The organism is Sphingobium sp. YBL2, assembly GCF_000943805.1.
Taxonomy (GTDB): Bacteria; Pseudomonadota; Alphaproteobacteria; order Sphingomonadales; family Sphingomonadaceae; genus Sphingobium; species Sphingobium fuliginis.
The window spans coordinates 1,493,835-1,516,345 of sequence record NZ_CP010954.1 but is presented as its reverse complement, the minus strand read 5'-3'; the positions used below and the strand labels follow the sequence as shown (position 1 = coordinate 1,516,345).

At 65.4% G+C, this 22,511-nt stretch carries 17 protein-coding genes; 8 read left to right on the top strand and 9 right to left on the bottom strand.

Annotation, left to right across the window (positions count from 1 at the left end; genetic code table 11):
* Positions 1-5: 5 nt before the first annotated feature.
* From manD to TZ53_RS07000, 8 genes are all read left to right on the top strand, one after another.
* Positions 6-1,217, top strand: a complete 1,212-nt coding sequence (gene manD / locus TZ53_RS07035) for a D-mannonate dehydratase ManD (RefSeq protein WP_044660850.1) — start codon at positions 6-8, stop codon at positions 1,215-1,217.
* Positions 1,218-1,345: 128 nt separating this feature from the next.
* Entirely contained in the window at positions 1,346-2,623 is a 1,278-nt protein-coding gene (locus TZ53_RS07030; protein WP_044660849.1) for an MFS transporter, read from the top strand.
* Positions 2,620-4,032: a glucuronate isomerase gene (uxaC, locus tag TZ53_RS07025; protein WP_044660848.1), complete on the top strand. Its 1,413-nt coding sequence runs from the start codon at positions 2,620-2,622 to the stop codon at positions 4,030-4,032. Before TZ53_RS07030 ends, uxaC begins: the two co-directional genes overlap by 4 nt.
* Positions 4,029-5,501, top strand: a complete 1,473-nt coding sequence (locus tag TZ53_RS07020) for a mannitol dehydrogenase family protein (protein WP_044660847.1) — start codon at positions 4,029-4,031, stop codon at positions 5,499-5,501. The genes uxaC and TZ53_RS07020 overlap by 4 nt, the downstream gene beginning before the upstream one ends.
* On the top strand, positions 5,498-7,135 hold the full coding sequence (locus tag TZ53_RS07015) for a GH35 family beta-galactosidase (protein ID WP_052628145.1): 1,638 nt from the start codon (positions 5,498-5,500) through the stop codon (positions 7,133-7,135). The genes TZ53_RS07020 and TZ53_RS07015 overlap by 4 nt, the downstream gene beginning before the upstream one ends.
* 113 nt (positions 7,136-7,248) lie before the next feature.
* On the top strand, positions 7,249-10,179 hold the full coding sequence (locus tag TZ53_RS07010) for a TonB-dependent receptor (RefSeq protein ID WP_044660846.1): 2,931 nt from the start codon (positions 7,249-7,251) through the stop codon (positions 10,177-10,179).
* 70 nt (positions 10,180-10,249) lie between these two features.
* Positions 10,250-11,485 (top strand): SGNH/GDSL hydrolase family protein, encoded by a 1,236-nt coding sequence (locus TZ53_RS07005; protein WP_044660845.1) that lies wholly within the window; start codon positions 10,250-10,252, stop codon positions 11,483-11,485.
* A 151-nt stretch (positions 11,486-11,636) separates the two neighbouring features.
* Positions 11,637-12,932, top strand: coding sequence for a DUF3422 domain-containing protein (locus TZ53_RS07000; RefSeq protein ID WP_044660844.1), 1,296 nt, complete (start codon positions 11,637-11,639; stop codon positions 12,930-12,932).
* Positions 12,933-13,137: 205 nt separating this feature from the next.
* Here TZ53_RS07000 and TZ53_RS06995 read toward each other — a convergent pair whose 3' ends face one another.
* The 9 genes from TZ53_RS06995 to TZ53_RS06955 form a co-directional block, all read right to left on the bottom strand.
* The gene (locus TZ53_RS06995; protein ID WP_084694341.1) at positions 13,138-13,560 is read right to left on the bottom strand and encodes a c-type cytochrome; all 423 of its coding nucleotides are present in this window, start codon (positions 13,558-13,560) and stop codon (positions 13,138-13,140) included.
* An 87-nt stretch (positions 13,561-13,647) separates the two neighbouring features.
* Entirely contained in the window at positions 13,648-13,971 is a 324-nt protein-coding gene (locus tag TZ53_RS06990) for a hypothetical protein (protein WP_044660843.1), read from the bottom strand.
* The gene (locus TZ53_RS06985; RefSeq protein ID WP_044660842.1) at positions 13,968-14,585 is read right to left on the bottom strand and encodes a cytochrome c oxidase subunit III; all 618 of its coding nucleotides are present in this window, start codon (positions 14,583-14,585) and stop codon (positions 13,968-13,970) included. Before TZ53_RS06985 ends, TZ53_RS06990 begins: the two co-directional genes overlap by 4 nt.
* Positions 14,582-16,474 (bottom strand): cbb3-type cytochrome c oxidase subunit I, encoded by a 1,893-nt coding sequence (locus tag TZ53_RS06980; RefSeq protein WP_044660841.1) that lies wholly within the window; start codon positions 16,472-16,474, stop codon positions 14,582-14,584. The genes TZ53_RS06985 and TZ53_RS06980 overlap by 4 nt, the downstream gene beginning before the upstream one ends.
* Entirely contained in the window at positions 16,471-17,457 is a 987-nt protein-coding gene (gene coxB, locus TZ53_RS06975) for a cytochrome c oxidase subunit II (protein WP_044660840.1), read from the bottom strand. The genes TZ53_RS06980 and coxB overlap by 4 nt, the downstream gene beginning before the upstream one ends.
* Positions 17,454-17,879: a hypothetical protein gene (locus TZ53_RS27115; protein WP_172668305.1), complete on the bottom strand. Its 426-nt coding sequence runs from the start codon at positions 17,877-17,879 to the stop codon at positions 17,454-17,456. Before TZ53_RS27115 ends, coxB begins: the two co-directional genes overlap by 4 nt.
* Before the next feature lie 28 nt (positions 17,880-17,907).
* Positions 17,908-20,184 (bottom strand): FdhF/YdeP family oxidoreductase, encoded by a 2,277-nt coding sequence (locus TZ53_RS06965; RefSeq protein ID WP_044660839.1) that lies wholly within the window; start codon positions 20,182-20,184, stop codon positions 17,908-17,910.
* A 181-nt stretch (positions 20,185-20,365) separates the two neighbouring features.
* Positions 20,366-20,983 carry a YbhB/YbcL family Raf kinase inhibitor-like protein gene (locus tag TZ53_RS06960; protein WP_044660838.1) on the bottom strand — a complete coding sequence of 206 codons (618 nt, stop codon included), beginning with the start codon at positions 20,981-20,983 and terminating at the stop codon, positions 20,366-20,368.
* Positions 20,984-21,155: 172 nt separating this feature from the next.
* Positions 21,156-22,337 carry an acetyl-CoA C-acyltransferase gene (locus TZ53_RS06955; RefSeq protein WP_044660837.1) on the bottom strand — a complete coding sequence of 394 codons (1,182 nt, stop codon included), beginning with the start codon at positions 22,335-22,337 and terminating at the stop codon, positions 21,156-21,158.
* Positions 22,338-22,511 lie beyond the last annotated feature (174 nt).

The following is a 22,511-nucleotide window of genomic DNA, read 5'->3' as shown; positions in this document are numbered from 1 at the left end:
ATCCAATGCCCAAGATCATCGATGCCAAGGTCATCGTCACCTGCCCCGGCCGCAATTTCGTCACGCTCAAGATCATCACCGATGAGGGCGTCCATGGCGTGGGCGACGCGACGCTCAACGGCCGCGAACTGGCGGTGGGGAGCTATCTGGCCGACCATGTCGTTCCCTGTCTGATCGGGCGGGACGCGCACCGGATCGAGGACATCTGGCAATATCTCTACAAGGGCGCCTATTGGCGGCGCGGTCCCGTCACCATGACCGCCATTGCCGCGGTCGACATGGCGCTGTGGGACATCAAGGGCAAGATTGCGGGCCTGCCCGTCTATCAGCTCCTGGGCGGGGCCAGCCGGGAGGGGGTGATGGTCTATGGCCATGCCAATGGCACGACCATAGAGGATACGATCAACGCCGCGCTGGAATATCAGGCGCAGGGCTACAAGGCGATCCGCCTGCAATGCGGCGTGCCGGGCATGGCGTCGACCTATGGCGTGTCGAAGGACAAATATTTCTACGAACCCGCCGACGCCGACCTGCCGACCGAAAATGTCTGGAACACGTCCAAATATCTTCGCGTCGTTCCCGAACTCTTCAAGGCCGCCCGCGAAGCGCTGGGCTGGGACGTGCATCTGCTGCACGACATCCATCACCGCCTGACCCCCATAGAGGCCGGACGTCTGGGCCGGGACCTGGAGCCATATCGCCCCTTCTGGCTGGAGGATGCGACGCCGGCGGAAAATCAGGAGGCGTTCAGGCTGATCCGCCAGCACACCACCGCGCCGCTGGCGGTGGGGGAGATCTTCAATTCGATCTGGGACGCGAAGGACCTGATCCAGAACCAGCTTATCGATTATATCCGCGCGACCGTGGTGCATGCGGGCGGGATCACCCATCTGCGCCGGATCGCCGCGCTGGCCGATCTCTATCAGGTCCGCACAGGCTGCCATGGCGCGACCGACCTGTCGCCGGTCTGCATGGCCGCCGCGCTGCATTTCGACCTTAGCGTGCCCAATTTCGGCATTCAGGAATATATGCGGCACACGCCCGAGACCGACGCGGTCTTCCCCCATGCCTACACTTTCTCCGACGGCATGATGCATCCGGGCGAGGCGCCGGGCCTGGGCGTCGACATCGACGAGCAACTGGCCGCCGGATATGAATATAAGCGCGCCTTCCTGCCGGTGAACCGGCTGGAAGACGGCACGATGTTCAGTTGGTGATCCGTGCCTGCCCCTCCTTCTCCGTCATCCCCGCGCGGGCGGGTATCCCTCTCCCGGCCTTGCGGCTGGATATGGGGCGCGAACCGGATCGCCGCCTGCGCGGGGATGACGGATCATAGGGACCGACCATGACCCGATCCATCCCCAAACCCTCCGGCAAGGTCCGCTGGATCGTCTGCGCCCTGCTGTTCGCGGCGGTGGTGCTGAGCTATGTCGACCGGCTGGTCCTGCCGACGCTCAAGCCCGATCTCCAGGCCCGCTACGGCTGGAGCGAGAGCGGCTATGCCGACCTCGCCATCTGGTTCCAGGCGGGCTACGGCATCGCCTATGTCTTCTTCGGGCGGCTGATCGACCGGATCGGGGCGCGGGCGGGCTATGCGCTGGCGGTGGGATTGTGGACCGCCGGCCACGTCATGCACATCTTCTTCACCTCGACGGCGGGGATGCTGCTTGCGCGCATTCCGCTCGCCATCGGGGAAGCGGGAACATTCCCCGCCGCCATCGCCGCGACCAATGAGTGGTTCCCCAGGAAAGAGCGCGCCTTCGCCATCGGCATCTTCAATGCCGGGTCCAATGTCGGCGCGATCCTGACGCCGCTGATCGTGCCCGTCATCGCCGTCACCATGGGCTGGCGCTGGGCCTTCATCCTGACGGGCCTGCTGACGGTGGTCTGGCTGGCGGCATGGATCGGCTTCTATCGCCGCCCGCGGGAGAAGAAGACCCTCTCGCAGGAAGAACTCGCCTGGATCGAAGCCGACCCGCAGGAGCCGCAGCGCCCGGTCAAATGGCGCGCCCTGTTCTGCCATCGCCAGACCTGGGCCTATATCGCCGCGCGTTTCCTGATCGATCCGGTGTGGTGGACCTTCCTCTTCTGGCTGCCGGACTTCTTCAACAAGCAATATGGCGTCAAGATGCTGGACTTCGGTCCGCCGCTGATCGCCGTCTATCTGCTGGCGGACGTGGGGTCCGTCACCGGCGGCTGGCTGTCGTCGCGACTGATGGGCCGGGGCATGAGCATCAACCGCGCCCGCAAGACCGCGATGTTCTGCGCCGCGCTCTGCGCCCTGCCCATCGCCTTCGCTGCGCAGGCGCCGGGCCTGTGGGTCGCGGTCGGGCTGATCGGCCTTGCCTGCGCCGGGCACCAGGGATTTTCCGCCAATGTCTATGCGCTGCCAGGCGACCTCTTTCCCCGCTGGATGGCGGGATCGGTCGTCGGCCTTGGCGGGCTGTCGGGCGCCATCGGCGGCATGCTGATGGCGAAGTTCGCCGGCATGATCCTGGAAAGCGTCGGCAGCTTCCAGCCGATCTTCATCGTCGCGGCCTGCGCCTATCTGATCGCGCTGCTGGTCGTCCACCTCATCGTGCCGCGCTACGCGCCCGTCACCCTTTCGGAATCCCGTTCATGAAGCCGCTGAAGCTCCACCCCGACCGCCTTTTCCCTGCCGAACCGCGCACCCGCGACATCGCCCGCGCGCTCCATGCCACGGTCAGGGACCTGCCCATCGTCAGCCCGCATGGGCATACCGATCCGCGCTGGTTCGCCTATGACGATCCCTTCGCCAACCCGTCCGAACTGCTGATCGTGCCGGATCACTATGTGTTCCGCATGCTGATGAGCCAGGGCGTGAAGCTGGAGGAGTTGGGCGTTCCGACCAAGGATGGCAGCCCCACGGAAACCGATCCCCGCGCCATCTGGCACAGGTTCGCCGCCCATTATCGCCTGTTCCGGGGCACGCCCTCCCGCATGTGGCTCGACTGGGTCTTCGCCGAAGCCTTCGGCATCGATGTCCGGCTGGAGGCGGAGACTGCCGACCATTATTACGACATCATCGACGCCGCGCTGAAGACGCCCGGCTTCCGTCCCCGCGCCCTGTTCGAGCGTTATGATATAGAGGTCATCGCGACCACGGAAGGGCCGCTGGACCCGCTCGACCATCATCGGGCGATCCGGGCGTCCGGCTGGGGCGGCAGGGTGATCACCGCCTATCGGCCGGACCCCGTGATGGACCCGGCGGTGCGCGGCTTTGCCGACAATGTCCGCGCCTTCTGCGCCATGGCGGGGGAGGATGCGGGCAGTTTCGCCGGCTATCTGCGCGCCCATGAAAGGCGTCGCGCAGACTTCCGCGCCGCCGGGGCGACCTCCACCGATCATGGCCACCTCACCGCCTTCACCGCGCACCTCGGAAGGGCGGAGATCGAGGCGCTTTATGCCAGCGTCATGTCCGGGCCCGTCAGCGACCGCGACGCCGAATTGTTCCGTGGCCATATGCTGGTGGAAATGGCGCGCATGTCGATCGAGGACGGCATGGTGATGCAGCTCCATCCCGGCGTGCATCGCAGCCATAATGCAGCCGTGCTGGCGCGTTTTGGCAGGGACAAGGGCGGCGACATTCCGGCGGCCGGAGAGTTCGTCCAGGCGCTCAAGCCCCTGCTCGACCTCTACGGCAATGACCCGCGGCTGACGCTGATCCTCTTCACCCTGGACGAGGATGTCTATTCCCGCGAACTCGCGCCGCTGGCGGGCCATTATCCCGCCCTGAAGCTGGGGCCGCCCTGGTGGTTCCATGACAGTCCGGAAGGAATGCGCCGCTTCCGCGAGCGCGCGACCGAGACGGCGGGTTTCTACAACACGGTCGGCTTCAACGACGACACCCGCGCCTTCCTGTCGATTCCCGCGCGGCACGACATGGCGCGCCGGATGGACTGCGCCTGGCTGGCGCGGCTGGTGGCTGAACACCGGCTGGAAGAAGACGAGGCTTTCGAACTGGCCCGCGCCTTGTCCTACGACCTCGTGAAGCAGGCCTATAAGCTGTGAGGCGGCTATGCTCCGCGACGCTCGATACGCTGCCCGCCGATGTGATCCGGCCTGCCTATGATCGCACGGCGGTCGAGGCCGGCGTCGTCCATCTGGGGATCGGCGCCTTCCACCGCGCGCATCAGGCGGCGGTCTTTGACGACGTGCTGAATGCCGGCGACCTGCGCTGGGGCATCGTCGCCGCGTCCCTGCGCTCGCCGCAGGTGCGCGACCAGATGGCGCCGCAGGACGGCCTCTACACCATGCTGGTGCGCGACGGCGCATCCCGGCGGGCGCGGATCATCGGCGCGGTCCAGCGGGTCATCGTCGCGCCGCAGGAGCCGCAGGCGCTGCTGGACGCCCTCGCGTCGCCCGACACCCATGTCGTGACGCTGACGATCACCGAGAAGGGCTATAAGCTCGACCCCGCTACCGGCGCGCTGATCGAGGGTGATCCGCAACTAGCGGCCGATCTCGCCTCGCTCGCCGGGCCGCAGACGGCGCCGGGCTATCTGGTGGCGGCGCTGGCGATGCGGAAGGCGCAGGGTCTGCCGCCCTTCACGGCGATTTCCTGCGACAATCTGCCGCATAATGGGCAGCTGTTGCGCAATGCCGTGCTGGCGCTGGCGCGCCGCCATGATCGCGTGCTGGCGGAGTGGATCGCGGAAGAAGCGGCTTTCCCGGAGACGATGGTCGACCGCATCGTGCCCGCCACCACGCCGGAGGATGTCGCCGCGCTCGCCGCACGGCTGGACGCGGAAGACCGGGCGATGGTCAAGACCGAACCCTTCATCCAATGGGTGATCGAAGATCGGTTTTGCGGCCCGCGCCCCGAATTCGGGGCAGGGGTGCAACTGACGGCGGCCGTCGCCCCGTGGGAGGAGGCGAAGCTGCGCCTGCTGAATGGCGCGCACAGCGGCATCGCCTATCTGGGCGGCCTTGCGGGCATCGACCATGTGCATGACGTGCTGGCGCTTCCCACCGCACGCGCCTTTGTCGAGGCGCTGTGGGATGAGGCGCAGACGACGCTGTCGCCGCCACCGGAACTCGACATCGCCGCCTATCGTGACGCGTTGATGGCCCGCTTCGACAATCCGACGCTGCGCCATCGCACGCGGCAGATCGCCATGGACGGATCGCAGAAGCTGCCCCAGCGCCTGCTTGCCCCCATCGCCGCGAGGCTGGCGGCGGGGCAGGGGATAGGGGCGCTGTCCCTAGCCGTCGCCGCATGGGTGCGCTGGCAGGCGGGACGGGACGATCTCGGCAAGGCGCATGTCGTTGACGACCCGCTGGCAGGCACGATCGCCGCCCGGCTCGCGGATGCCGACACGCCGGAGGAGCGGGTCGCCGCGATCCTGCGCCTCGACTCCGTGGTTCCGCCCGCATTGGCGGCGAATGCGGCTTTCCGCGTGGCGCTGGCCCGGTGGCTCGCCATCCTCGAAACGCAGGGCGCGCTGGCCGCGCTCGCCACCTTACAGGGGGAAATATGATGCAATTCGCCAGGATCGGCGCCGCGCTCACCGCCTTCGCGCTGGCCGCCACGGCGCAGGCCGAACCGCCCCGGCTCGTCAGGCAGGGCAGCGCCACCCAACTCAGCGTGCAGGGCAAGCCGATGCTGCTGATCGCGGGCGAGCTGGGCAACAGCAGCGCGTCGAGCGCGGCCTATATGGCGCCGCACTGGAAGCGGCTGAAGGCCATGCACCTCAACACCGTGCTGGCCCCTGTGTCCTGGGAACTGATCGAGCCGGAGGAGGGCAGGTTCGACTTTTCCTCGGTGGACGCGCTGATCCGTGACGCGCGGGCGAATGACCTGAAGCTGGTCATCCTCTGGTTCGGCGCGTGGAAGAACAGCATGTCGACCTACGTCCCCGCCTGGGTGAAGCGCGACCAGAGCCGCTTCCCCCGCGCGCAGCTTCCCAATGGGCAGGGCGTCGAAATCCTTTCCGCCATGGCGCCCGCGACGCTGGAGGCCGACCAGAAGGCCTTTGCCGCGCTGATGGCGCATATCAGGGCCGTGGACGACAGGCAGAATACGGTGCTGATGACCCAGGTGGAAAATGAGATCGGCATGTTGCCGGTCGCCCGCGACTATGGTCCCCTCGCCGATGCCGCTTTCAGGGGTCCGGTGCCGGCTGAACTCATGACCTATTTGCAGCAGCATCGCGACACGCTGGTCCCGCAGATGAAGCGCCTGTGGGAGGAGCAGGGGAACAGGACCAGCGGCACCTGGTCCGAAGTGTTCGGCCCCGGCCATCAGGCGGAGGAAATCTTCACCGCCTGGCATTATGCGCGCTTTGCCGACGCCCTGACCCGCGCGGGCAAAGGCGCCTATCCCATGCCCATGTATGTCAATGTCGCGCTCAACCGCCCCGGTCGCCTGCCGGGCGAATATCCGAGCGGCGGGCCGCTGCCGCACCTGATCGACGTGTGGAAGGCGGGAGCGCCCGCCATCGATTTCCTGGCGCCCGACATTTATTTCCCGAACTTCGTCGACATCGTGAACATCTACAAGCGGCCCGACAATCCGCTGTTCATCCCCGAAGCCAATAATGCCGACCATCCGCAGGTGCCCGGCAATGCCTTCTACGCCATCGGCAAGCTGGACGCGATCGGCTTCGGCCCTTTTTCCATCGAGTCGATCGACGAGAAGCCGGGGGCGCTGGGCGAGGCCTATGGCCTGCTGGAACAGCTCGCCCCTCATATCCTCGCCGCCCAGGGTCTGGGCCGAATGTCGGCTTTCCGGCCGAAATCGCTCTATGACGAAACGCTGGTCTATGAGCCGGTGACGGAGACGATCGGCAATTACCGCTTCACCGTCGCCTTTGCCGACATCCAGAGACCCGTCGCCACTCCTGATACTGTTAACGCAGGCGGCATCGTCATTCAGACCGGACCGGAGGATTACCTGATCGCCGGGCAGGGCATCACCGTCACCTTCGCCCCGGCGGGATCAGGACCGGGTCTCGCCGGGATCGACAGCGCCTGGGAGGGGCATTTCGACGCGCAGGGCCGCTGGATCGCCGGACGATTGCTGAACGGCGACCAGACCCATCAGGGGCGCCATATCCGGCTGCCCGCCGGCAACTTCCAGATCCAGAAGGTCCGCTTGTACCGTTACCAATAAAGACGCTTCCGGGCTTGACAAAAATAACTCAGGGTTTATCAAAGCCGCACTGATAGCGCTACCAGACAGGCTTACCGGATAGGCGGAAGCTGCGCTCAGGAGGGGATTTTCAAATGGCAGATTCTCACATTCATTCTTTCCGCATCGCGCTTTGCGCAGCGTCGGCCTTCGGCGCGCTGACGCTGGCCCAGGCGGCGATCGCCCAGGACAGCGCGGCCCAGCCCGCCGCTCAACCCGTCGCCCAGCAGGACGAAGCAGCCGACATCGTCGTGACCGGCATCCGCGGCAGCCTGCAAAGCGCCACCAACGCCAAGAAGAACGCGGTCGCCTTCGGCGACTCCATCTTTGCCGAAGACATCGGCAAGCTGCCCGCCACCAATCTTGCGGAAACGCTGAACCGCATGCCCGGTGTGCGCCTGAACCGCGACATCAGCGGCGAAGGCACGCAGGTCGCGATCCGCGGCCTTGGCCCCAGCTTCACCCGCGTCCTGCTGAACGGCTCTCAGCTTCAGGTCGCGTCGGACGGCGGCACGAACGGCGGCAGCGCCAATCGCGAAGTCGACCTCGACTTCTTCCCGTCCGAACTCTTCACCCGCCTCGACCTTGCCAAGACGCCGTCGCCCTCGACGCTGGAAGGGGGCATTGCGGGCACCGTGAACCTGCGCAACGCCCGTCCCTTCGACAAGCCGGGCACCCATGTCACCGTGGTCGCGCAAGGCCAATATACCGACAGCAATGAAAAGCTGAGCCCGCGCGGCGCGATCGTGGCCAGCCATACGACCGACACTTTCGGCATTCTGGTCGGCGTGGCCGGCGTCAAGACCAAGACCCGCATCGATGGCTTCGACACGGTCGGCTGGACCGATGGCAATCTGGGTCCGGGCGATGCGGGGGCCAACAACTTCACCTGGGCTTCGGTCGTTCCCGCCAACACCGGTCATGGTCTTATTGCCGGCCAGCCGGTCGACGTCGTCGCTACCTCCGGCCTGACCCGCGATCAGCTCAGCACCGCCTTGCTGCCGCGCCTCGGCCGCAACACCCTGACCAACGGCGACCGTTCGCGCATTTCGGCCTTGGCCTCACTCGAATGGCGGCCCAGCGATACGCTGCACTTCGCCCTCGATGGCATCTGGGCCAAGTCAAAGCGTGACTATTCGCGGATCAACATGAACTGGCAGGTCCGCAACTCCGGCCCCGGCACGGGAGCGCAGGCGACCGGCGGCATGATTCCGATCGACCTCACCGTCGACGACAACGGAGTCGTGACATCGGGTACCTTCGCCAATTCTTCCTTCTTCCTGGAAGCGAGCGAGTTCAAACAGACGACGAAGTTCTGGAACATCAATCCCAGCCTGACCTGGCAGCCGTCGGATACAGTAAAGGTGCAGGCGAGCGCCAATTGGTCGAAGAGCCGCTTCTTCCGTGAGCAGCCCACTTGGGCCTTTCAGACCGCGCCGCAATCAGGCGTCGACGTCTATTATGATAATGCAGACGGGTACTATCCGTCGATTACGACCAATATAGACCTCAACGATCCCAATCTGGGCTGGCAATGGTATCGCCAGAACGTCACGATGGTACGCCGCAAGACCGAAACCAAGGGCGCGCATCTGGACGTCACCTTGGGCGACGAGATGTTCAATGTAAAGGTCGGCGCTGCTTATGACCGGGCAACCCGCTCGATCCGCGCTTACGACAACAGTGCGGCCTATCAGTTGTCGGTCTGCGGCAACGGTTGCACCGGCGCCACCGGATCGATCCCGACCAGCGCTATCCCACAATATCTGACGCCTATGTCGATCGGCAATTTCGGCCATCTCGCTGGCCGCAACATTGGCTATAACGCCTTCATCATGCCCGACTTCGGCGCGATCAAGGACGCCACCAACTATTACAGCTATCGAGATAGCGCTCCGGAAGCAATCGGCGCGGTAACGGGTGGCGCGACAGGCGACATGGATGAAAAGGTCTGGGGCGCCTATTTCGAACTGAATGGCGTTACAACTATTGCCGGTCGCGATCTGCACATCAATACGGGCATGCGCTATGCTGCGACCAATCAATATGTGGAAGCACCCAGCCAGTTGCCCGACAAGAGCGTCGTCAACTTCACGTCACGTTCAAAATATGAAAATTTTCTGCCGTCGATCAACCTTACCTACGACATCGCCGACAATGTGAAGCTGCGGGCGTCGGCCTCGCGGACGATGACCCGCCCGGATGCGGGACAGATCCTGCCCGGCATGACCTTCTCCGACCCCTCGGCGCTGATAGCCACTTCTGGCAATCCCGGTCTCGAGCCCTATACGTCCGACAATTATGATATTGGCGGCGAATTCTATACGGGCGGCATCGGCTACGTCGGCCTTTCGGCCTTCATGAAGAATGTCCAGGGTTTCACGGTCACGCAGGGTGAGGAACGCACCTTCGGTGCACTGGGCATACCTTTCGAAACGCTGACGCCGCAACAGCAGAATGCGATGACCGATCGCGTTGCGAATTCGAAGGGTCAATATAGTTCGGTCGATCAACTGCCCATCATCGTGAACCGGCCGATCAACCTCAGCGACCTCAAGATCAAGGGCATCGAGGCGACCTGGGTGCAGCCGCTCGACTTCCTGGTGAAGGGCCTCGGCTTCTCGGCCAACGGCACCTACCTCAAGCAGTCGTCGAAGCTGATGCCGGGTCAGGCGACCAGGCTGGTTGCGACCGGCGTTTCAAAATGGTCGTATAATCTCCAGGGCTTCTATGAAAATAACGGCCTCTCGGTCAGCCTGAACTATGTCTGGAACGACAAGTCGATCGCGGTCAACGCGCCGCAGAACGGCATTACCGGCGCCGCCCTGCGCAATGATGCCCGCGGCCAGCTTGATCTGTCCGCCGGTTATCAACTGCCTTTCCTCAACAAGGCGATGCGCCTGACGCTGGATGTGCTCAACATCACCAACGAACCGATCCGCACCACCTTCGAATATGATAATGCACCCTATTCGATCTACTATCCGGGCCGGACGGTGTTGGCGGGCATCCGCGCGAATTTCTGATCCTCCCCCAAGGAGCCTGGGGCCGGTTGCAAGACCGGCCCCTTTCTTTCGTTCTGACGAGGACAAGCCCATGCGGTTGACCTTTGCGGCTTTTCTGTTCCCGCTCGCGGCCTGCATCGCGGGCCCGGCTCTGGCGGCGCCATGCGCAGGGCGTTGGACTGCGGCCTGGGCCTCTGCCCAGATGGCGCCCACCGGGGACAATGCGCTGGCGCCGGGCATGCTGGCGGACAGCAGCCTGCGGCAGATCGTCCGGCCCTCCATGGCGGGGGACCGGCTGCGGGTGCGCCTGTCCAATCTGATGGGCGCCGCGCCGCTGCACATAAGGGGCGCCAGCATCGCGCGCGCGCTGCGGGCCGGATCGCCGGCCATCGATGCGAAGACCCTCCTTCCGCTCCGCTTCGACGGGCGCAGCGACGTGACGATCCCGGCCGGCGCGGATTATCTGTCCGATCCGGTGGCGCTGCCGGTCCGCGCCTTTGACGATCTGGCGATCAGCATCGCCTTTGGGGAGGAGCCTTCGGGCCAGACCTCCCACCCCGGATCGCGGGCGACCTCCTGGCTGCTCAAGGGCGATCATCTGACCGACCCTGCCATGGCGGGCGCGCAGGCGGTGGAGCACTGGTTCTCGCTGGCCGCGCTGGAGGTGGAGCGCTGCACGGCGGCGGAGCTGATCGTCGCGCTGGGCGATTCCATCACCGACGGGAGGGGGTCGACCACGGATGGCAATGACCGCTGGACCGACAATCTCGCCCGGCGACTTCAGGCCGATCCGGCGACGCGGCATCTGGCGGTCGTCAACCAGGGCATAGGCGGCAACCGCCTGCTGAACGACGGCCTTGGCCCCAACGCGCTTGCCCGGCTCGACCGCGATGTGCTGGCGCAGCCGGGCGTGCGCTACCTGATCCTGCTGGAGGGGATCAACGACATCGGCACGCTGACGCGCGAAGCGCCGGTCAGCGATGCCGAACATGCCCGGCTGGTATCGCGCATCATCGGGTCCTATCGTCAGATCGTCATGCGGGCGCGGGCCCGGGGCATCAAGGTGATCGGCGGAACCATATTGCCCTTCATGGGCAACGACTATTATCATCCCGACGCCCGTAACGAAGCCGACCGGCAGGCCGTCAACCGCTGGATTCGCGAACCGGGGAATTTCGACGGCGTGATCGATTTCGACCGGGCGGTGCGCGATCCCGCTCGCCCCGACCGCCTGCTTCCCCGCCATGATGTCGGGGATGCGCTGCATCCTTCGCCCGAAGGCTATCGCGCCATGGCCCGGGCGATCCCGCTCGATCTGTTCAGATAGCGGGGGTCGGGCGAGCTCGTCCGTCTCGCCCATCTGCCTGTCATCCTTTCGGGCAGGGCGGATTGCCAATGGCGATCCTGCCGCATTATGAATCGACAAGGACGATATTGTCGGACTTAATAGCGCAAGCCTGCCAAGGAAGAACCGGCCCATGGACGACATGACCAGCACCCCGGCCGATCCCTTCGCGGCGCTGGGCCAGCGCGACCATCCGCTGCGGGCGTCCCTCTCGCGGGAAATGCATATTCGCGGCCTGCCCCGTTTCGATGCCCCGGCCCTCGCGCTGCAATTCGTGCTGCTGGTCGACGAGCAGCAGGCCGAGCAGGGCATCGCCCTGCTGTCCCACCGCTTTCCCGCCCTCAAGGCCGGTGATCGCTTCCTTGCCGCGCGGATCGGCGACCTCCATTTCTCCTGGGAGCGTCATACCGAATTCATGACCTACAGCTTCCTCGCGCCGGTCGAGGGCGCGACGCTGTTCGACCTTGCGCCATTTGGCGATGTGCCAGCATGGATGGCGGACATGCCGGGCCGGGTGATCCGCTCCACCCAGATCGCCATGGTCATGGACGAACCGCCCTCCGCGGCGATCGCCGCGCATTTCGCGACCGACGACCTCATCATATCCGACGTTGCGGACGGCCATGCCCGCATCTGGAGCGACTTCCGCCTGCATGCCGACGGCTTCGGCCGGCTGCTCATCCACGACAAGGGGTTGCAAGGCGGCGAAAGCTCGCAACTGGTCCAGCGGCTCCAGGAACTGGGCAATTACCGCAAGATCGCCTTGCTCGGCCTGCCTGAGGCGCAACAGGCGACCCCCTTGCTCACCGCGCTCGAACAGCGGCTGACCTCGATCACGAGCCGTGTCGCGCAGAAGGATGCGGATGCCGATCAGGTGCTGGAGCAACTTTCCGCCTTGAGCGCGGAGCTGGCCGGGATCGTGGCGCGCACCCGCTACCGCATGAGCGCGACGCAGGCCTATGCGGAAATCTGCCGCGACCGCCTCCGCCGTCTCGCCGTCGTGCCGGTGCGGGGGTATCGCTCGCTCGACGATTTCACCGAGCGGCGCCTGCTGCCGGCCATGCGCACCTGCGATGCCTTCACCCGCCGGCTGGAGGATCTGGCGCAGCGGACCGCCTGGACCAGCGCCTTGCTGCGCACGCGGGTCGACACCGCCCTTGCTCGCCGCAACCGCGACCTGCTGGCGTCCATGGACCGCCGGACCGCGCTGCAATTGCGGCTCCAGCATACGGTGGAAGGGCTGTCGGTGGTGGCCATCAGCTATTATGCCCTTGGCCTTTGGCACCATCTGAAGGAAGCGCTGGAGCTTCAGGGATGGCATCTGCCCGCCTGGATCGATGTCGCGCTGTTCCCGGTGACGATCATCACGGTCTTCCTGGGGATCGGCCAGATCAGAAAGGTGAAGCGTCCATCCGGCGACGCGCATTAGGACCGATCGACATTCAGGTTCATGGCGGCCTGCAATGGTTGAATCGAGTCACCTGCCCAGCTTCCATTCCGTGCTTCCGGTGCTCGCTTACTTTGAATATGCTGCGCTCCGGGCCACGGAAAACTGCCATTTTCGGCTCACCCTGAACCGAATCGGCCCCAGGATTTCCGGCTCGGTGGAACCCCTGTTTGTGCCATGCCTCCCCTCAGTTCCGGGCATAGAGATAGGCGGCGATGTCGCGTGCCTCACGCTCCGACAGGCCCTGTTCGGGCATGCCGCTTCCGGGTCGCAGCGCCTGCGGATGCATCAGCCATCGCACCATCGTCTCCGGATCGTTGGGGAGCGAACCGGCCAGGCTTGCGCGTTGGCCGACATGGGTCAGGTCCGGCCCCACCATGCCGTTTGCGCCGTCGATGCCGGGAATGACATGGCAGGCGCCGCAGCCATGGCGATAAAGGGCGGCCCGGCCCCTTTCCGAATGTCCGCCGGTCATGGCGTCGGCGCGGGTTTCATCGGCGGCCCTGGTTTCCAGATAGATCGCGCCGCCCGCCACAAGCGTGACGCAGACCGCGAGCAGAAGGATCGCTGCCAGCCAGACGAGGCTTGAGGGGACGGGGCGGCTAGCCATATGCAGGCCTCGGCACTTTGCGGGTGAAGCGCATCGCGGGGCCGGCATGGACGAGACAGCCCGGCGGCGGCGCTGGAAGGATCACGCCTATCCGACGCATGGCGGCACGATCAGCAGGGCTAGCGTCTGGAAGGCGCTCGCCAGCGCGAATATGCCCGCGACGGCGAGGGCGAGCCTGGCCAGCCAGGGATGGGAAAGGGGGCCATGCGACCCTGTCAGGGGCCAGGCGATGCGCGCCGCCAAGGCGCAAAGGGCGATGCTGACCACCCCCCAAGCAAGGCCGATCCGCCATCGCCCGCAATCGGCATGGAGCAGTGCGGAAAGGCCCTGTTCGAACAGGAACCAGGTCATCGGCGGCAGCAGCAGGCCGATCCAGGCCCGCGCCCGGATGCTGAGGCGGCTGGGCGTCATAGCGCCCTCGGCGCCCAGTAGATGAGGGCATAGACGGGCAGCCAGCATAGGATCACGAAGGTCCAATAATTGGAATTGTCCTCCACATCCGCGAACTGATCGTCTCCGACCTCATGGGTGAAAAGCCAGACGCCCAGCACCACCGTGTCGAACCAGTCGGTGACGACATGGGTGGTGTGGAGGACGAGGAGCGTCCAGACGATCGATCCATAGGCGTCCTGATGCCAGGATATGCCGAGATGCGCGAACTCGAACGCGCGGGGTATGAAGAGCAAGGCTGCGATGACCGCCATCGCCAGCGTACCCCAGCGCACGCCGCCCAGATGCTTCTTCCTGGCGCAGCGCAACACCCAGACATTGGGCACCGCGCTCAGCAGCAGGCCGATGGTGAAGATCGCGCTCCACAAAAGTCCGGGCAAGGCGTCGCCCTTGGGCGGCCAGGCAGGGGCCTGGGTCATAAGATAGAGATAGGCCGCGGCGGCGAGCGCGAAGCCGGTCCCCTCTATGACCATGAAGCCGATATTGCCCCACCAGACCAGATGGCGCGGGCCCGATGCGCTTTCCGGCAGGGTGGAAAGATCGCCGACGATCCGGATGGAGCGGGAGGGACTCATGCATTCACCCCCAATGGTCCCGATCGGGAGCGGGGCCGGCTGGGCCAGAACCATCCCGTCAGGGTGGCGGCGACCGGCGCAGCGCCGACGACAATGGCCCAAGGCGTGAAGATGCTGCCGATGAACATGGCGGAGACCGCGAGCGCCGCCAGCAGCGGCCAGATCGACGGCGCGGCGCTCTTCTGCCTGTAGAGGGGAATGGCGTCGGTCACGGACGTCACCAGCACTTCGCGCCGGTCCGGGCGAAGGCCGTCCATGACGTCGATCCGCCCGGCATCGTCCCACATCGGGGTCAGGCTGCGCACCACGGGCACATGCGCCATGTTGTACGGCGGCGGCGGGGAGGGGGACGCCCATTCCAGCGTCGATCCGCCCCAGGGGTCGTCGCCCGCCGGCTGGCCGCGCCAATAGGCCCATAGCGCATTGCCCACGAAGACGAGCCCGCCCGCCACGGCGATGGCGCTGCCAGCGGTCGCGACCTGGTTCAGCGTTTCCCAGCCCATGCCGGGCGGATAGGTATAGACGCGACGGGGCATTCCCATCAGGCCCAGGAAATGCATCGGCATGAAGCCCAGGTTGAAGCCGCCGACGATCAGGACGAAGGCGACCTTTCCCCAGCGTTCCGACATCAGCCGCCCGGTCGCCTTGGGGTACCAATAGGCAAAGGCGCCGAAAAGCGGGAAGATCGCCCCGCCGATCAGCACATAATGAAGATGCGCCACCACGAAATAGGTGTCGGTGAGTTGCAGGTCGAGAGCGGCCGACGCGGTCATCACGCCTGAAAGGCCGCCGATGACGAAGGTCGCGACAAAGCCCAGAATCCACAGCATCGGCGTTGCAAGACGGATTCTGCCGAGCCAGATCGTCGCGATCCAGCAGAAGATCTGCAATCCGGCGGGCAGCGCGATCGCCATGCTGGCGGCGGTGTAGAAATCATTGCCCAGGCGGGGCAGGCCGACGGCGAACATATGGTGCACCCACAGGCCGAAGGCCAGCGCGCCGATGGAGATCATGGAGAGGACGAGGGCGGCATGGCCGAACAGCGTCCGCCGCGAAAAGGTCTCGACGATGGAGGATATGAACCCGGTGGCGGGCACGAAGATGATATAGACTTCCGGATGCCCGAAGAACCAGAAGAGATGCTGGAACAGAAGCGTGCCGCCGCCCCCGGCGGGCGAGAAGAAATGGGTCGAGACGAGCCGGTCGGCGATCAGCATGGAGGTGACGAGCATGACCGCCGGCATGGACAGGATCGTCATGATCGATGCGATCAGCATGGCCCAGAGGAATACCGGCATGCGGGTCAGCGTCATGCCGGGGGGCCGCATCTTGAGGATGGTCGCCGCGACATTGACCGAGGCGGCAAGCGCGGCGACCTCCGTGAAGGTGATCATCTGCGCCCAGATGTCGGCGCGATGCCCCGGGCTGTAGGATGGACCTGAGAGCGGGGGATATTCGAACCAGCCAAGGTCGGGCGTGATGTCGATCGCATGGGCGATCCACAGGGTCAGGACGCCGCCGAAATAGAGCCAGAAGCTGAAGGCGCCAAGGCGCGGGAAAGCCATGTTGCGCGTGCCAAGCATCAGCGGCACCAGCCAGAAGGCCATGGCCTCCATCAATGGCACGGACACCAGGAACAACATGGTCGAACCGTGCAGCGAAAAGCTTTCATTGTAGAGCTGCGGGCTCATGCGGGTGTTTTCGGCGACCGACAGCTGCCATCGCATGTCGAGCGCGAGCATGCCGGCCAGGAACATGAGGAACAGCGCCGTGACGATGTAGCGCGCGGCGATGCGCTTGTGATCGACCGTGGTCAGGAAACCCCACAGGCCCGGCGGGTCGCGCCACCTTTCGTCCAGCCGTTCGATCAGGGTCGCGTCGGCGGTCATCTGAGCCTCGCCAGATAGGTGGCGAGCGCATCGGCATCCGCAGGCGGCAGCGGCACGGCCGGCATCGACGTACCGGGCTTCAACGCCTGGGGCTGCGCGATCCAGCCTTGCAGCGCGCCCCGCGTCATGGGCAGCGTGCCGGCGGCGATGGACCTTCGCGCGGCGACATGGGTGAGATCGGGTCCCGCCCGGCCTGTTGCCGATGTGCCCCTGATCCTGTGGCAGGCCGCGCATTTCGTCGCGAAGAGCTGGGCTCCGCGCCCTGTGGCGGGCGCGCCGGATGCCGCCGGGGCTGCCTGCGTCTTCAGCCAGAGGTCGAAATCGGCAGGCGCTTCCACCTTCACATCGAAGGCCATATGGGCATGTTGCGCGCCGCAAAATTCCGTGCACGCCCCGCGAAACCAGCCCGTTCGACGCGGCGTCAGGTCGAGAAGGTTGCGGCGGCCGGGAATCATGTCGATCTTTCCGGAGACGTTTGGCACCCAGAAACTGTGAATGACATCTCCCGACGCAAGCTCGACCCGTGTCGTGCGGCCCAGCGGCAAATGGAGTTCGTTGGCGGTCTCGATCCAGCGCCCGCTTGCCGGATCGCGATATTCGATCCGCCACCACCATTGATGCCCGGTCACGCGCACGGCCATGGCGTCCTGCCCGCGGGTTGCGAACAGGGCGCGGTCAGCGAAGAAGCTGGCGGTGATGAGGATGGTGAGCCCGACGACGATGATCCCCGCCGCGACATGGAGGGCGCGGTCCACCCGCTTTTCAACCCGTCCTTCATCCTTTCGGCGGCGCGAGCGGGCGCGCATGACGCCCCAGACGAGCCCGCCCATCACCAGCAGATAGACCAGCCCGCAGACCACCGTCATGACGATCAGGAGCATGTGGAGCGCGGACGCCTGATCCCCTGCCGGGGCGAGCGGCGACTGGACGCCGGTGCAGGCGGACAGGATCAGCATGGCGATGACCGATGTCGATCGTCTCATTGCGGGCCGGACCATGCCGATCCCTGCGGCTCGCCCTTCTGATCGAGCAGGAGCCGCCGCCGCTTTTCGGGACGGTGCAGCGGCAGATCGCGGACATAGGCCGTGATCTGCCAAAGCTGCTCGACCGGCACGCGCCGGCCATAGGCGCCGCCATGGCCCGTGGCGATCGACCGGTAGACGTCCGCGAAGCCCCCGCCCTGAACCCATTGCCCATCGGACAATCGGGCGCCGCCCTTTGCCTGTTCGCTGTGGCAGGGCGAACAGCCATACCATGCGAAATAGCGGCCGCCCTGTGCGACCTGGTAGAAATTCCCCTGATAGGCGTCGATCCGCGGGTCCGCATTGCCATGCGGCGCCGTCTGCGGCAGGCCGGGGCCCAGGTCGCGCGCTTCCTGGCTGCATCCGCCGAGCAGGATCGCCATCAATGCCGCTGCCCCGCGCTTCCGCATCTCAGATGACGATGCGGACGGGAACGCCCTTGGCCGCAGGTGTCTTCGACTGTTCGTCGTGGTACCAGAGCGGAACCAGGGGATTCATTTCCGGATAATATGCGCCCAGGCAGCCGCGCGGCAGCAGGAAGGGCGTGACCGCCAGACCGTCGACCTGACGATGAACGCCGTCCCCGGCATCGCTCGCCAGGCTGACAACCTGGCCCTCCCGAAGGCCGGCGGCTCCCATATCCTCAGGGTTCATCAGCACGACGTCGCGCGTTCCTTCGATGCCGCGCAGCCGGTCGGAATAGCCGTAGATCGTCGTGTTGAACTGGTCGTTCGACCGCAAGGTCACCAGCCTGTAACGGCCCACCGCCGGTTCGAAGCCGACCGAACTCATCGTCTTGGGAACGGTGAACTGCGCCTTTCCGCTCTCGGTCTTCCAGATCCGCTCCCGCGCCGAATTGCCGCGGTAGAAGCCGCCGGGCGTGAACACCCTGTCATTGAAGTCGTGGAACTGGTCCGGGTAGCTTTCCTCGATCCTGTCCCTGATCCTGGCATAATCCGCCGTCCATGCGTCCCATTCCAGCTTTGGATTGGGGGGAAGCGTCGCCTTCGCCATTCCGGCCACGATCGCCACCTCCGACTTCAGATGGTCGGAGGCGGGCTTGTTCTTGCCCAGCGAGCCGTGGATGCAGGAGAGAGAATCCTCCATCGTCACCGCCTGCGGGCCGGATGCCTGCATGTCTTCCTCGGACCGTCCAAGGCACGGCAGAAGATAGGCGATTTCGCCGTTTATGAGGTGACTGCGGTTGAGCTTGGTCGCGATCTGGACCGTCAGGCGCAGGCGCTGCCAGGCCGCCTCCATCTTCTCGCGTTCCGGGATGGCGCGGACGAAATTGCCCCCCAGGCCGATAAAGGCCTTCACCTCTCCCGACAGGATTTTCTCGCATGCCTTCACCGTGTTCATGCCTTCTTCCCGCGGCGGGTCGAAGCCATATTGCCGGGCGATCCTGTCCAGCGGCACCAGTTCCGGCTTTTCGGAAATGCCGACCGTCCGCTGGCCCTGCACGTTCGAATGGCCGCGGACCGGGGATATGCCGGTGCCGTCGCGGCCGATATTGCCCTTGAGCAACCAGAGATTGGTGAGCGCCGCAAGATTTTCGAAGCCATGGACATGCTGGGTCAGGCCCATGCCGTACATGGCGATGGAGCGGGGAGCGTCGATATAGATCTGCGCCGCCTGCCGGAGGTCGGCGCGGGCAAGGCCGCTCTCGCGCTCGATCTCCTCCCAGCCTGTCGCTTCGACATGGGCCTTGAGCGCTTCGAATCCGGTGCAGTGCTGCTCGATGAAGTCGATGTCGAGGACGTGGCGCTGTTTCTCGCGCCACTTCCTTTCTTCCTCGGCAAGGACATGCTTGATCAGTCCGGTGATGGCGGCAATGTCCCCGCCGGCCTTGACCTGCAGATAGAGCGTCGAGATCTGCGTCGCCTTGGGCGTCAGCATTTCGGTCGGGCTCTGGGGATTTTTGAAGACTTCCAGACCCTTTTCGCGGATCGGGTTGAAGGTCACGATCTTCACCCCGCGTTTCACCGCCTCCTGCAGCGGATGCAGCAGCCGGGGGCTGTTGGAGCCCGTATTCTGCCCGAAGAAGAAGATCGCGTCGCACAGGTCGAAATCGGCCAGCACGCAGGTGCCGACCGGGGAGCCGATGAGCTTCTTGAGCGCGACGGACGTCGTCTCATGGCACATATTGGAACTGTCCGGCAGGTTGTTGTGACCATAGGCCCGGGCGAACAGGGCATAGAGATAGCTTGTTTCCAGGCTGGCCCGCCCCGATGAATAGAAGACGGCGGCGCGGGGATCGATGGCCTTGAGTTCCCTGCCGATTGCCTCGAACGCCTCTTCCCAGGAGCAAGGCACATAGCGGTCGCTCGCCCGATCGAAGCGCATCGGATGGGTGAGCCGGCCAAGCTGCTCAAGGTCGTGGTCCTTCCATGTCCTGAGCTCGCCGACCTTGTGCCTGGCCAGCACTTCGGGCGTGCAGCGGCGGCTGGTCAGTTCCCATAGCGTGGCCTTGGCCCCGTTCTCGCAAAATTCGGCGGCATGCGGATGGGCGGGCTTGGTCCAGGCGCAGGACACGCACATGAACCCCTTGACCTTGTTTTGCCGGCGCAGCGTGTTGAGGACGGCCGGCGTCGGCTTCTCGCGCCAGGCGATCTCGGCCATGCCCTTGATCGAGCCCCAGCCGCCTTCCGCGCCGTCATAATGAACGGTGTCGTCTTCATCGCCCATGGCACGACCCTCCTGTCGCTTCTCTATCGGTTTATTACGCAGCGCGAACTAACCTGGGTTGGACGCCGGTCGGGCGAGGCTGATTTGTTTCCGTTTCATGTCCCGAACGGTTTGAGGGCGGAGACGTTCCAAGGATAGGCGTCGGCCGGTCCAGGCGGACGAGGCGCCTGCCTTGTTCGGGCTAACCGCGCGCCAGGCCGGGGCCGACATGTCCGACGGGCGCCGGATCGCCGCGGGAATAGGTGCCGACCAGCACGCCCACCCCCAGCACCTGGCCGTCCATCGCCTTGACGATGTCGGACCGGCCGGGCCCCGGCCCCAGATCAATGGCCTGCGCCAGGGCGAAGAGCTGGAAAATATAATCATGCTCGCCATGACCCGTCGGCGGGTCCGGCGGAAGCCAGGCCTGGGCAAGATAGCTGTTTCGGCCAACGGAACCGACGGTGGCCTCCTTGCCCTCCGCAATCTCCCCCTCGTCCACTTGGCGGAGATCGCCGGGCAGGTCCCAGAGCAGGCCATGGACCAGCGGATTGGGTGTGGGCGCGTCGGGGTCCTCGACGATCAGCGCGATGCTGGCCGTGCCTGCCGGCACCTCACCCCAGACAAGCGGCGGGGATACCCCTTCGCCATCCGCCGTGAAGCGGATCGGCAGCCGGCCGCCGGCAGCGAAAGCCGGGCTGGACAGCGGGATCATGGGCGCCGTTCCCTGCAGCCCGGCCCTGACGATGGCCAGCCTTTCATGGCCGGCGCGGACATTGGTGAAGATCCTGCCCATCCAGGCGGGAATATGTTCGAGCATCGGCTGGCTCCATGGCTCCGGTCATCGACTGAAGGGAAAACTTCAGCCGCGTGCAGGACGTTCCATCGCGATGAGCCGCGCCGCGCTATAATCCATAACCTCAGAGACATGGATTAAAGGATGGCGCCATCCGGAAGGACGGCGCCGGTCCAAATTGTTATCTCTATCCGTCTTAGAGGACTTCGAGAGCCACGGCGGTCGCTTCGCCGCCGCCGATGCAGAGCGCCGCGACGCCTTTCCTGACGCCGCGGGCCTTCAATGCCGCCACCAGCGTGGCGATGATGCGCGCGCCGCTGGCGCCGATGGGATGACCCAGTGCGGTGGCGCCGCCATTGACGTTGATCCTGTCATGCGGAATGTCGAGGTCGCGCATCGCGATCATGGCGACGGCGGCAAACGCCTCGTTCACTTCGTAGAGATCGACGTCCCCGGCGGACCAGCCCGCCTTCTCCAGCACCTTGCGGATCGCGAAGACCGGGGCAGTCGTGAACAGCGCGGGAGCATGGGCATGGGATGCGGTGGCGACGATGCGCGCCTCCCTGGCAAGGCCAAGCTTCTCAGCGACATCCGCACGGGTCAGCACCAGCGCGGCTGCGCCGTCCGAAATGGAGGCGGAGGACGCCGCCGTGATCGCACCGTCTTTGGCGAAGGCGGGCTTCAGCGAGGGTATCTTCTCCGGCTTCGCATTGCCGGGCTGTTCGTCCTTGTCGACCTGGACCTCGCCGCCGCGCGTCCTGACCGTGACAGGCACCACCTCCGCAGCGAAGGCGCCGCTGTCGATCGCCGCATTGGCGCGGGCGAGGCTTTCGACCGCATAGGCATCCATTTCCGCGCGGGTGAACTGATAATCGCGGGCCGTGTCCTCGGCAAAGGCTCCCATGGGCTTGCCGCGATCATAGGCGTCCTCCAGCCCGTCCATCATCATCGTGTCGATGACCCGATCGTGGCCGATGCGCGCGCCGGAACGGTGCTTGGGCAGGGCATAGGGCGCATTGGTCATGCTCTCCATGCCGCCGGCGACGACGATGTCCACGGCCCCGGCGCTCAGCGCTTCGGCCGCCATGATTGCCGCCTGCATGCCCGAACCGCACATCTTGTTGACCGTCGTCGCCTCCACCGACTGGGGCAGGCCCGCGCCAAGCGCCGCCTGCCGCGCGGGCGCCTGGCCGAGGGCGGCGGGCAGGACGCAGCCCATATAGATGCGGTCGATGGCCTCTGGCGCGGCGCCGGAGCGCTCGACCGCCGCCTTCACCGCAACGGCGCCCAGTTCCGGCGCTGAAACGCTGGAAAGTGCGCCCTGAAAGCCGCCCATGGGCGTCCGGGCATAGCCAGCGATGATGATGTCCTTGCTCATATCTCTTTCCTCAAGCGGTTCAGGGACGAACCCAGCACTGGATCATGCCGCGAATCGTGACGAGGGTTTCCGTCCGTATCGCCCGCCTCTTCTCCCATCCGGGCAATGCGTGCAACGGGCGCACCGATATTCCTTCCCGCGCTGTCCACGTTCACGCACGCGATCAGCGGCATA